Origin of the sequence: Lentzea cavernae (genome assembly GCF_014653695.1) — a bacterium.
Lineage (GTDB): Bacteria > Actinomycetota > Actinomycetes > Mycobacteriales > Pseudonocardiaceae > Lentzea > Lentzea cavernae.
In genome coordinates, this window is record NZ_BNAR01000005.1 from 245,679 (window position 1) to 258,714 (window position 13,036).

Genomic DNA, 13,036 nt, shown 5'->3' on the forward strand with positions numbered 1-13,036 from the left:
ACGACCGGTGGCTCTCTTGCCGGCGAGGTGCAAGCTCGGGCGGCACACGCTCGGCCACTCCCAGTTCCGCGCGGTCGTACAAGATGGTGAAGCCCACATCAGCTGCCTCGCATGCGCGACCAACGGCTCCGACGACGCCTGGCGGCCACGGCGCCTGCTCCCGACAGCGCGGAACTGTCCGAGGAGCGCTACTTCGAACTCGCCCTCCGCCGCGCGAACCGTGCACTGACCGCGAGCAGGTGAAGATGACGCTCCACACTCCGTACACGACATGGGAGGGCGACACCATCCACGGCCGGAGGGCTGTACTCACCAGCGTCGGGGTCCAGCTGGATCGCCTGTTCGCCCGTGTCGCAGGTGCACCACGACACGTGATCGAGACCGGCCTGGACATGACCGGCGAGGTCCACGGCAGGCTTCACGGCCGCTTTCCGAGCATCGATGGCGACTGGTTCGGCGTCGTCAACTACGAGATCGGCTACGCAGACGGCCGCCCGCAGAAGGTGCACCTGGTCAACCAACTGGTGCCGTTCCACGTGCTGCGACTGCGCGAACGGCCCGGCGGGCGAAGCTAGGCCGTTCGGGTTACCTTCGGATTCCTGGTGAGCAGGCAACACACCAGGATCGGAGGTCGCCGTGGCACACGACTCCGTTCCCGCTTGGGTCGACCCGATGTTGGCCAAGCCCGACGGCGACCGCCTGCGGGAGGGTCCGCAGTGGGCTAACGAGTACAAGCTCGACGGCTACCGCGTCGCGATGCGCATCGGCGCCGACGGAACGACAGCGCTGACGAGCCGCAACGGCCTCGACCTCACTGCCGAGTTCGCTGAGCTGACCGACGTGCTCACCGCGGCGCTGCGAGGGCGCGCCGCGGTGCTCGACGGTGAGGTCGTGGTCTACAACGAGGCCGGTCAAATCGACTTCGGCCTGCTGCAGCAACGCCGAGGCCGCTTCCAGAAGCACAACGCCGCCAGGCGCACCGACCCGTTCGAGGACGTGCCCGTCCGCTTCCTGGCGTTCAATCTCCTGCTGGTCGACGACCAACTCCTCCTCGACCAGCCGTACGAGCAGCGGCGGCGACTGCTCACCGAGTTGCCGATGCCGAATCCGTTTCGGATCACCATCGTGCCGTCGTTCACCTCCGACGAGCTCGCCGCCGAACGGCTCACTCCGCAGCGGCTCCTGGAGCGCGTCGCCGCAGAGGGACACGAAGGCCTCGTCGCCAAGCGCCTCGGCTCCCCCTACCTACCGGGCAAACGTCCCGACTTCTGGTGCAAGCACCCGCCCATGCAGACCCGCGAGGTCATCGTGTGCGGCTGGCGACTGGGCCAGAGCGGCTTCACCGGCACCGTCGGCGGCCTCCTGCTCGGTGCACACGCCCCAGACACAGGCGACTTGGTCTACATCGGCGACGTCGGCAGCGGCTTCACCCGGCAAGAACGCGGCCAACTGCGCGACCGACTCAAGCCGTTGGAACGCGCCGGCCATCCCTTCGCGGCCGCACCTCCGCGTGAGGACGTCGTGCGCGCTCGATAAGTGGATCCGACCTTGGTTGGCGAGGTCCAATTCCGGCAGTTCACCCGCGGTGACGACGGGCGGCTGCGGCACACCGCGTGGCGCGGCCTGCACGCGGACCGCGACACCACAGCCCCTGCACTTGCTCCGAAACCACCTCAGCTCAGCAGCCGTGTCACGGTCAACGCCGGAGGACGCACGCTCACCCTGTCCAACTTGGACAAGCCCCTGTACCCGGACGACACCACCAAGAGCGAGGTCATCACCTACTACAGCCGCATCGCGCCAGTCCTACTACCGCACCTGGCGAACAGGCCCGTCACGTTCGTCCGCTTCCCCCACCGCGTCCACGGGCAGAAGTTCTTCCAGAAGAACCTCGACGCCAGCACACCCGACTGGCTGCCGACGGTGCGACTGCGCGGCGGCGGTTCCCGGCGCGGAGCCGACACCGACGAGATCGTTCGCTATCCCTTGCTGGAGGAGCTCGCCGCACTCGTGTGGGTCGCGAACCTCGCCGCACTCGAACTCCACGTTCCTCAATGGACGGTTTCGAACGGCGTGCAGAGCCCACCGGACCGACTCGTGTTCGACCTCGATCCAGGCCCAGGCACCACGGTCGTCGACTGCTGCCGCGTGGCCGAGCGGTTGTACGAGGTGCTCGTCGCCGAAGGGCTGGCGCCTGTGGCCACAACATCAGGATCGAAGGGCATTCAGGTCTACGCGGGCGTCGAGATGACCAGCACACAATCCCTTCGGCCTACGCGAAGACCATCGCGGCGGCGTTCGAACGGGAGACACCTCAGCACGTGACGGCCGCGATGTCGAGGGCCCGCCGGGAAGGCAGAGTGTTCATCGACTGGAGCCAGAACAACATCGCCAAGACCACTATCTCTCCCTATTCGCTGCGTGACCATGACGAGCCGACCGTGGCTACGCCTGTCACCTGGGCGGAGGTTCACAGCTGCCGCAAGCCGGACGAGTTGACGTTCACCGCGGATGACGTGCTCAAGCGGACTGCAGACCTCGGCGACCTCTTCGCGATGGTGGCGCAGGAGCGAGCGCCACTACCTGATTGACGCGGCACGATCTGCCAGTGGTGGCGCCGTGGGTCGAACGTCCACAGAACCCCCTCCCACCACGCTCACGGCCAACGATTCGGCGAATGGCCAGATAGTCACTGCGCGAACATCTCCCTTGGCACCGCCGTTCGAGCGAAGCAGATAACTGTCGGTGGTCCGCCATATGGTGTAGAGGTGGCAAGTCGACGTGAAGGCGACCAAGTAGCCAGCCCGTACTCGACGGGTGGCGGCGGCACCGTTCTAGAGCACCGGTTCGGGGCGACCCTGCTGGCCAACCTGCTCATGGGCGACCCGGTGCCTGCCCTGGGAGATGACGTAGTCCCGGTGTCAGTGCGGTTCCAAGCCAGCGCTTTCAGCCCGGTGGACGACCTGGTTGTCGTGGGCGATACCCCAGATGGTGGGCAGCGACGGTTGTCGATCGGTGTTCGCAGAGCTCCGAGCTTCGCGGCCAGCGACGCTCCCACGGTGGGCCTGCTGGTGTCGTATCTACGAGTTGTCACCGACCACTGGGACGAGGTCCGAGCTGGCCGCTGGCGTCTGGGACTGGCAGTGGTGAGCCCGAATCCGGCGGTGCGTCAGCTGGGCGAGCTTGGAGTGATCGCGCACGGGCAACCTGACGAGGAGGCGTTCCGGGCTGCGGTGAACCAAGTTGGCCGCAGCAACTACCCTGCTCGTACGCGTTTGAAGCATCTTGACGAGCTGGTCGCCCAGGCTACCGCGGACGAGAAGGTGCGCACAGAAGCCTCGTCCGGTGAGTTGACTTGGCGCCTTCTGCACGTGCTGCGGCTGCGGGAGTTGCGGTTGGAGGGCACCGACGAGTCCGATCGCACGGTGACCGTCGCTCGCCTGCGCAGTGTCGTACCGGACTTGTCGTTGGCGCGAGCCGACGCCCTGTTCGACGGGCTGGAAAGGCTGTCGCGGCGCTACGCACCTGCGGCGGCCACCGTGACCGGGGAAATGGTGCGCCGGGATCTGTCTGGGACAGTGGTCGATCGCTCGCCCTCCTTTGCCAAGGCGTGGCGGGTGCTGGACGCACTGTCGGAGACGGCCGCCGCCGAGGTGAGGTTCGGCTTTACCAGGGCCGGGGCGACGATGGAGCTGCCTCGTCCCAGCGCTGGGGAGGCACTGGTCGCCGCAATGGGCGCAGCCGCGTCGCGGAGCTCCGCGCTGGTCATCACCGGCGAGCCGGATGCCGGCAAGTCTGCGCTGGCATTGCGAACAGCAGGGCGAGTGCGCACGCAAGGGGCCGCGGTCACCCTACTCAACCTGCGGCAGATGCCCGCGACACTAGTAGAGCTCGAGGCACTGCTGGGCGCCCGGCTCGCCCAGGTGTTGGGTGCTGCCGCCGTGGGCACGGGGCGACTGCTGTTGGTCGACGGCGCCGAGTCGGTGCTGGAAGGGCGCGGCCTCCTGCTGTCCGCTCTGGCCCGCGCGGCGATGAGCGTCGGGTTCGGTGTAGTAGCGGTGACACGGACTGACGGCTTCGGGGCGGTCCGCGACCTGCTTGAGCGCGCCGCACGTGAGGCGCAGCGCGATTGCGGGAGCCAGGCTGATGGAAAACTGGTCGTCGAGCACGAAGTCGCGCGGTTGACCCTGGGCGAGATCTCCCAGGTGGTCGAGGCGTTCCCGCAGCTGCAGCGCTGGGCGGACGATCAGCGTGCGATGTGGCTGCTGGGCCGACCCGGTCTGGTCGACATGCTGCTGCGTGCCGGTCCTGAGATCGCCGCACCGGACGGGCCGGTGTCGGAGGCTGGCCTGTTCGCTGTGGTGTGGCACCACCTGGTACGCCGCGGTGGCGTGACGGGGCCGGGAGCACCCTCGCCCGAGGCCCGCGATCAGGCTCTGCAAGGGCTGGCGCGGCGGGAGTTGCTGCCAGACGCTGATCATAAGGCTCCAGAGGCAGCCGCGTTGTCTTCACTGCGCTCGGACGGTCTGCTGGCCCCGCTCGGCGCGACCGACGCCTGGCAGCCAGCCGACCGGTTCGCCGGTGATCTGGTGCGGGACATGGCCATCGTGCGGGTTCTGGTCACAGAGGGGTTCGAGGTCCTGTCGCGAGCGCAGGCCCCGCGCTGGGCCCTGCGTGCAGCCAGGGTCGCCTGCCAGGCCCGACTGCTGGGCGGTCGCGAGATCACGAAATCGTTGCGCCAGCTGCGTGCCGAGTTCGATCAGATCGCCGTCGATCACGGCCAGCGGTGGTCGGACGTGCCGTGGGAGGCGGTGCTCACCCTGGGCGAGGCGCGGCAGGTTCTGAGCCAGACGTGGTCGCAGTTGCAGGCCGAGCGGTACGCGGCCCTGCGGACCGTGATCCGGCTAGCCATGCAGCGTCACACCACCAGCGGAGTCGGTGACCCGGTGGTGCTCGGACCGCTGGTCGAGGCGACTTTTTGCGGGAACCGTGTTGGCGAGACCGCCGCTGACGACGACGGGCGGATCGCGCACGAGCTTGGACGTTCCATACGCGAGCTGGTGTTGGTGTGGCTACGTGGGCTGGTGGTCGCCGACGGCGGCCCCGTCGCGCTTCGGCAGCAGGTGCGCGATCGCATCCTGGCGGCCGAGCCTGACCATTGGGACGAGTTCGCGGTGGAGGCTCTGTCCACCCTCGGCCCGGATCTCGATGATCGGGTCGCAGCGTTTCTGCAGGATATTGCCGCCGATGGTGGTGCCCGCCTGGATGCTGTGGTGGAGCGCTCCTGGCCTTCGGTGGCAATGGCCCGACATCAGCCGGACCTGCTGCTGGTGCTGGCGGAGTCCTACTACATCGAGCGGTACGACGCCGAGCAGGACGAGGACGACTGGGCAGGGCCATCTCTGTGCGCCGGCAGCATCAGGCATCACCGCGGTGGCGCGAGCGTCCTCGACCGGCTAGCCAGTTGGAGTCACGGTCCATTCTGGTATCTGTTGATGGCGCGGATGGTGCCGACCCTGGCGATGATCAACAGGATGCTCGACCACGCCGTGCGCAGCCGCGCTACGGACCACGACGCCGTCCCGTTGTCAATGGATGAGTTGCCTGGCGTAGAACTGGATCTGCCGGGAATCGGTGTCCGGGAATGCGTCGGTGACGAATCCGTGTGGGCCTGGTACCGGGGCTCCTCGGACGGCCCGTACCCGTGCGTGAGCGCGTTGCTGGCCGTTGAACGTCTCGCCGATCAGCTCGTGGCCATCGCGGGGGTACCGGTGGAGCAGGTCGCCCAACTGCTGTTGCACGAGTGCAACAACCTGGCCATGCCTGGTCTGGTAGTCGGGTTCCTCGCACGCCATCTGGAGCAGGAGGACCGCTCACTGGATCCGTGGCTGTGCAGCCTCGAGGTGTGGCATCTGGAGGTCGCCCGGACGGTCGGAGAGGGAGTGCTGCACGTTCAGGGTCCAGACCTCGCAGATCTCGTCGGCCGTGCCCGCCGCGTCGACAACCTGCGCGACCTCGCCGCCGAACTCACCATTCGCGCCGCTCTCGCCGGTGACCACACCCGACTGGAGGAGCTTGCTGCCGTCGGCGAGGAACTCATCCGTCGCGCCGATGCCCTGCTCGCCGACTCCGATGGCGGCGAGGAAGCCGAGCGGTTCCTCACCTCGGTGCGGGGTTGGGCGGCAACGTTCGATCCACAGAACTATCACCTGGAGGCCGACGAATCGGGAAACACGTTTCTCCAGTACGCGCACCCGGAAGACCTGGCAGCCCACATGCGGCCCGAAGCAGAGGCGTTCGCCCGCGCCAGCGAAGCGATGCGTCTGCAGAACACCTACGCCCGACGAAGCTCCGACCTCGGCACGCGAGCGGACACTCCGCCGTTGGACACGCTGCTGAGCGATATCGCCCTCGCACGGTCCTTCGGCAACAATCTGCCCGACGCCGGACTCGACCGGCTTGACCCATCCGCCGCCGTCGCGGCCGCCGCTGCCTTGGCCCACGTCCGCACACACGTGTCGGTGTCGGCCGAGGACCTCCGCTGGGCGACGGACATCCTGATCAGGGCGGCCGCCGCACCGCCCCGAGACGACTACGTCGCCTCCGCCGTCTACCCGGCGGGCGCCGACCGTTCCGCAGCGTCCGGCCTGCCAGCGCTACTGGCCGCGGCATCGCCGGACACCGATCTAGATCGTCCCGGCATCCTCGCGGCCCTGGAGCAGTGCGCCACGAGCCGATTCCATGAAACACGCATCGCGTTCGCTCAGGCGCTCCACCACGTGTGGTCCGCGCCATGCGACACCGATCAGTGGCCAGGGGTGTGCCGTCACGTAGCAGCGTTGGAGGCGGTGCGGGCGGGACTGCGGGACTGTCGTCTTGGCGACGGAGACCCTGTCACTGGGATACGCGGCCGTCTTCGGCTCGACGGCCCCTACGAGCAGACGCTGCCCGCGGTCGAGACGAGGCGGCTCTACCTGATAACGCTCATCCCGCCGCTGATCGCCGTCGCGTCCGCGTCGCGTAGCCACTGCTGCGTCGCAGACCAAGCAGGCGTCCTGCTCGACGTCGTGCTGGACGCCTATGCCCGCGCCACCGACCGCTGGGCGCGCAAGCGGTTTCAGAACCGGTACAGCAGGCAGGGTGCCCGTGTGATCGTCGAGTTGGCCGTGGGCGGGAACACTGAACCATTGACCGGGTATGTGCGGCGATTCGCCTCCAACGCCTCCGCCCTGCACGGCTTCATGGACGATCTGGCCGTGCTGTTCACCTACGACGACGACCTGAGGCCCTGCTTGCCGGACGTGTGGCACCTCGCCATGGACACGGCGCTGCAGGCCATCGGTGACGCCACCATGCTGCGTGCCAGCCGCTACCGAGGCGAGGACGTGCTCGCAGGGCTACTGCCCGCTCCTAGGATCGAGGTTAGCGACATCGACATCGATGCAACGCTGACCCATGCCCGCGCAGGCTGGTTGCACCCGGATTCCATCGCCGACCTCGTAGACCGCTGGATCCCATTGGCCCGTCACGAACCCGATGCTCTGGACGCGCTCGCGAAAATGGCCAGATGCGCCTCACTGGACTGGCAGCGCGGCACCGGGCTGCTGTGGGCCGAACAACTAGCCGACGACACCCACCACACCCTCGCCAACCGGTGCTGGTACCTCACCGATTGGCTGGCCGACATCCACTCCCACGAGGACATGACGCCCGACCAGGCGCGACGGTGGCGACGCATGGTCGATGGACTAGCCGCCGCAGGCGATCGCCGCGCGGCCAAACTGCAACGCATCGAGGAATAGCCCACGCAGGCAGCAACATGAGATTCATCCGCCCGGCGGGGAGGCCCCGCGCCACTGGAACCGGCGGACGAGACAGTACGGTGACTCCATTGGGGCGATCGGCGGAATCTTGCGCGATCCGCACGTACTGGTTCGTCTTACAACGATCGCATCATGATCAGTCTCAGCGCGCGTGACGCCGCTTCGATCGTGACCTTCCTCGGCGCGCAGATGCAGATGGGCGTCGGCGTACTTGTCCCGTTCGGGTTTCGAATGAACGTTGAGCAGCTGCTTCCTCCGTCTCTTGACGCGGGCACGGATCACTAGCGGTGCCAGGGCGAGCAGCAAGGGGCCGAACGTGCGGCCACCCATCACGGTCAAGGCGCCTGCTGGGTGAGTTTTGGCTGGCGTCGTAGAAGACGACTGAGCCGGGCGCGATGCGCACCCCCGTTTGAGGGTCCACCTCGGCTCGTTGGGCCGGATCTCTGCACGCGGGGGGATCTCCAGTGTCTGCGTCTGGCCTGCGGCAGCGGGTGGGACGGTGACGTCGCACTGCCGTGGTGGGGGCAGGCCCCACCCGGTGAGCAGGACCGTCAGCAGCACGATCAGCACCGCGGGGCGACACGATCCCCCCAGACGTCCAGGACGTCGATCGCAGGATTCGGCAATCGACGTTGCTATCGTGCGATCTCTGACCGCTGGCGACACCGGCCGCGGAGGGTCTGGAGGTTACCGTGAGTCCGCGTTCCGGTGGAGAGTCGGACAAGCTCGGCAACTACTACGAGGGCTTGTGGATCATCTGGCAAATGCTGGAGGTTATCGCCGGCCGGGCAGAGTCGATCACGATCGAAGCGCTGGGCGACCTGGGAGACGGGGCCGAGTTCGTTCTCCGCTCCAGCAACAAGGTGTGCTTGCACCAGCTCAAACGTCAGATCGGCGATGCGAACGAGTGGACGCTTGGGACACTACGGGCGAAACGCGTTCTCAAGTACGCGGCCCAGCACACAGGCCAAGGTCGACACTTCTGTTTCGTCTCATTGGTCCCGGCTCGAACTCTCGACGAACTTGCCGGACGCGCAGTGAGATCAACCGACGTCGTCTCCTTCGTCGCCGACCTGACCTCCAACAAGAATCTGACGGATGCCTTCGCAAGCCTTGCCTCAGACTCTGACTTCGGATCCGAAGACGCAGCATGGCAGGCTCTGCAGCGGATCGAGGTCTCCTGGACTGACGAAAGGCTCATCAAAAGCCACTGCGTCACCCTCGCCGAGGTGTACCTCCAAGGCCTACCCCCTCACCCGATGACCCTGGTACTGGGCGAGATCGCTGCTACCAGCATCGGCGAGATGCTCGACATCGCGACTCTGGACGAGAAGCTTGCTGAGCACGGCATCCGTCGGTCCAAGGAGAACAGGCAAAGTGCAGCGCGCAGCGAGATTGACGCGATGCTCGCCACCTGGACGGCGGGAGTAGAGGCTGAGCTGTTCGAGCCGGGCATTCCCAGAGCCGCCGCAGCCACGATCGCAGCAGCCGTTGAGGCGCGTGACTGCCGGATTGTCTTTGCAGCGGGTGTTGCCGGCAGCGGCAAGTCGGCGGTGCTCCAGCAAGCGATCAGTCATCTGCGTCAAAATGATCATGTTGTCGCGGCCGCTCGTCTCGACCGTTTAGAGCCGTTCGCGTCGACGGGCCAACTCGGCGAGCGCTTCGCCCTGAGCAGTTCACCAGTGGCAACGCTTGCGACAGCCGCTGCCGGGCGGAAATGCGTTCTCGTCATCGATCAGCTCGACGCCATCAGCAAGGCTTCAGGCCGAGCACCTGGAGCGATGGACGTAGTGGCTGCGCTCGTACGGGAAGCTCACGCGTTCCCCGAGATGCGGCTGATTTTCGCTTGTCGCGTATTCGACCTTGACAACGATGATCGCATCCGGCAGCTGGCCAGTGAACGGCAGACCAGTCGAGTCGAGATCGCTGAACTGGCCGAGGCCGACATGCAGCAGGTCCTGGAGGCAGCGAACATAGACCTTGAGTCGCTTGGTCACCAGCAAAAGCAGCTCCTGCGGACGCCGCTGAACCTGAAGCTCTTCATGGAGATCGGTCCATCGATCGAAGGCCTGTCCTTTCGAACGACGAAGGATCTGTTCGACGCATACTGGGACCGCAAGCTCGCAGACTGCCGGGCACGCGCGAGCGGGCCTGTCAGGTTCGTCGAGGTGATCGATGTCCTCACTGACAGCATGAGCGACCGGCAGCGTCTTTCCGCACCTGCTCACACGCTGGATTCCGGGAACCTACTGCCGGACGCGCTGCTCCTGGTCTCCGAACACGTGCTCGTTCGCAGCCGCCAGCAGCTGGCGTTCTTCCACGAGTCCTTTTTCGACTACGCGTTCGCCCGCCGCTGGATGGAACGTGGTGTTGACCTGGTCACGTTCCTCAGCTCGGGTCACCAGGAACTGTTCCGCCGCACCCAGGTACGGCAGATCCTGCTCCACCTGAGGTACGACGAGCCGGAGCGCTTCGTCGCCGAGGCCGATGCCGTGCTCAGTAGCCCAGAGGTGCGGTTTCACATCAAGGACGTCGTCCTCAGCCTGTTCCGGACCATCGACCGTCCTACGATCGACGAGGCACTTCTGATCGAGCACCTCATTGACCAGAACCCGCCGTTTCTCAAACAGCTGTACGCGGTTCTGCACGCTCCGGGCTGGTTCCGCGCAGCGGATACCGCTGGTGCTCTGCAGACCTGGCTGGCTAGCAACGATCCCAAGATCAGAGTTCACGCGTACAGCTGCCTGGCTGGAGGAGCAGGCGAGGATCCCGACCGGGTGGCCGAGATACTGCATCCGTACCTGGACGAGAAGGACGTTCGTGCTGAGGTCGTCTGGGTGCTTAGTTCAGCCAATCTGTCGCGCTCGCGGCGTCTGTTCGATGCGGTAGTCAAGCTCATGCAGACCGGACTCTACGAGGTGAACGACTTCGACCTGTGGCACGTTGCCCGCTCTCTGCCCGAACATCAGCCGGGGTGGGCGGTCGAACTGCTCGAAGCCTGGCTCATGTCGCATACCGATAGTCTCCAGGGTGACGGGGCTGTTGCCGTGCTCAACACACGGCCCTACCTACTGCTTACGTTCTGTGCCAGTACAGCGGTTGCGGCGCCTCTGAAGTTCTGCACCGACATCATCCCGCACTTGTTGCGGATCATGTCTCTGACGAGCTACCCGCAATCCCGTCGTCCGTACAGCGACCTCCACTTCGCAGGCTGGCATCCGGGAAGCGAACCTCATGAACTCGACGACGCTCTCATCGAGGCATCGATCCGAGCCGTCAAGGCAGCCGCAGCACAGGATGTACACGCACTGACTCCGGTTCTCGAGGCGCTCGCGCAGGATGTCCACAGTGCCGCACAGCTACTGCTCTATCACGGTCTTGGTGCATCTCCCCAACACTTCGCAGAGTGGACTGGGGAAATCCTGCTCCAAGGCGAGCACCGCCTCAAATGCGGCTACGGCTCAAACTCGATGTGGGGCACGCGACAGTTGCTCAGCGCAGTCAGCCCGCACATGAGTCCAGACACCTTCGACGCGGTCGAGGCGCGGGTACGGGATCTGCGACTTCCTTGGGAGGATCCCCGCTCCCCAGAGGCGGGCCGATACGCCTTCACCCTCCTAAGTGGACTTGACGAACATCGCCTCTCGGAAATCGGCCGCAAACGTCTCGGCGAGCTACGACGGAGGTTCACCACCGAGCAGCCCGAAAGTCCTCACCGTGTGAACGTGGCCGCAATCGTCTCGCCGATCTCCGAGTCGGCCGCGGCACGCATGGGGGACGACCACTGGTTGCGAGCGATGAAAAAGTACAACGTCGATCACGCTGACTACGACACACATATCGGCGGAGTACACGAACTGGCGTCAGTACTCCAGGCTCAGACAGCTCGTGATCCGCTGCGCTACGCGAAACTCGCGGTCAAGCTCACCGCCGACCTGCACCCGGCCTACGCAGACCACCTGCTGATCGGCCTGGGGAACACCGCAGAGCAGGTCGACACAGCCGTGGTGTGCGACGCGATTCGCCACATCAGACAACTCGGCCAGCCCGATGCCGAACGCTGGCTGGCGTGGCCGCTAAGAAGACATGTCGACTCAGACATCGCTGACGACATCATCGAGTTGGTCCTGGATCTAGCGATCGACAGCAACGAACCAGACGAAGATCGTTGGCCGATATCCGCTGACGGACAGAACTCTCGGGGTGCTGCCGAGAAAATCCACAACAACGGCATCAACGTTGCTCGCGGTCAAGCGGCCGAAGTACTCGGCGACCTCCTGATCCACGACGCCGACGGGCGGCGAACCGCAATCATCGCACCACAACTGCAGGCGCTCGCCGCCGATCCGTCCATCGCAGTTCGCTCCTGTGTGGCCCACCTCGTCGGCGCGTCGTTGCGCCACGCACGTCCGCAGGCCATCGCCGCATTCAACACACTCATTGATGCCGACGATCGACTCTTGGCGGTCTACAACGTCGAGCGCCTGGTCCTCTACATCATGCACGGAGGTGAAGCGGCCCTCACCCGCTCCATTGTGGAACGCACGACCAGCTCTGCATACGACGAGGTCCGCCAGACAGGCGGTCGGCTTGCTGCACGGCTGGCTTTGCATCTCGGTGACGATGCACTGTTGCGCAAGCACCTCGCCTCTCCGACACCAAGTGTCCGCACTGGCGTCGCGGAGGTCGCAGCGGCGTTCCTGCCTCGCAACCACAACCTGAGTCTCGTCTCTTCAGCGCTGAGCACATTGTTCAAGGACGAGAACCCCGAGGTGCGCCGTGCTGCCGCACACGCCGTAGTAGACCTGCGCGGCGAGGCGCTACGGCAGTACCGCGACCTGCTCGGCAGGTTGATCGACTCCCCCTCGTTCGCGGCCGCCGAGGCCCAACTACTCATCACACTCGAAGACGCCCCAGACAGGGTGGACACGCTCATCATGCACTGCGCCAAGCGGTTCCTCGATCTCCACGACCACGAGCTCGGTAACTTCGCGACAGCGGCAGCCGGCGACTCGCGACAAGTCACAAACCTTCTAGTGCGCGCGTACGCCCAAACACATGGAACTCAAGCGCGCAGGGAGATTCTCGACTACCTCGACCGCCTGCTGCTGCTGAACGCCTTTGGCACCCAAGAGGCAGTCGACAGCCTCGAACGCAGTTGGTAAGCATCGCGAAGCCGCTGCATTGCTAGCCAATCAGAGCCGAATCCACGC

Annotated in this window: 6 protein-coding genes and 1 pseudogene; all 7 read left to right on the forward strand. The window is 65.7% G+C overall.

The window, feature by feature from the left end; all coding sequences use genetic code 11:
- Positions 1-111: 111 nt before the first annotated feature.
- The 7 genes and pseudogenes from IE307_RS47280 (at position 112) to IE307_RS18695 (ending at position 12,988) form a co-directional block, all read left to right on the forward strand.
- A complete protein-coding gene (locus IE307_RS47280; protein WP_268250383.1) occupies positions 112-243 on the forward strand; it encodes a hypothetical protein in 132 nt (43 codons plus the stop codon).
- A gap of 2 nt (positions 244-245) precedes the next feature.
- The gene (locus IE307_RS18675) at positions 246-575 is read left to right on the forward strand and encodes a hypothetical protein (RefSeq protein ID WP_191299248.1); all 330 of its coding nucleotides are present in this window, start codon (positions 246-248) and stop codon (positions 573-575) included.
- 61 nt (positions 576-636) lie between these two features.
- The gene (locus IE307_RS46780) at positions 637-1,536 is read left to right on the forward strand and encodes an ATP-dependent DNA ligase (protein ID WP_229904840.1); all 900 of its coding nucleotides are present in this window, start codon (positions 637-639) and stop codon (positions 1,534-1,536) included.
- Positions 1,537-2,591 (forward strand): annotated as a pseudogene (gene ligD, locus IE307_RS47630) (non-homologous end-joining DNA ligase). It begins immediately after the preceding gene.
- A 177-nt stretch (positions 2,592-2,768) separates the two neighbouring features.
- Positions 2,769-7,802 carry a hypothetical protein gene (locus IE307_RS18685; protein ID WP_191299249.1) on the forward strand — a complete coding sequence of 1,678 codons (5,034 nt, stop codon included), beginning with the start codon at positions 2,769-2,771 and terminating at the stop codon, positions 7,800-7,802.
- Between the two features lie 153 nt (positions 7,803-7,955).
- Positions 7,956-8,108 (forward strand): hypothetical protein, encoded by a 153-nt coding sequence (locus IE307_RS18690; protein ID WP_191299250.1) that lies wholly within the window; start codon positions 7,956-7,958, stop codon positions 8,106-8,108.
- A 407-nt stretch (positions 8,109-8,515) separates the two neighbouring features.
- Positions 8,516-12,988, forward strand: a complete 4,473-nt coding sequence (locus IE307_RS18695; protein ID WP_191299251.1) for an NACHT domain-containing protein — start codon at positions 8,516-8,518, stop codon at positions 12,986-12,988.
- Positions 12,989-13,036 lie beyond the last annotated feature (48 nt).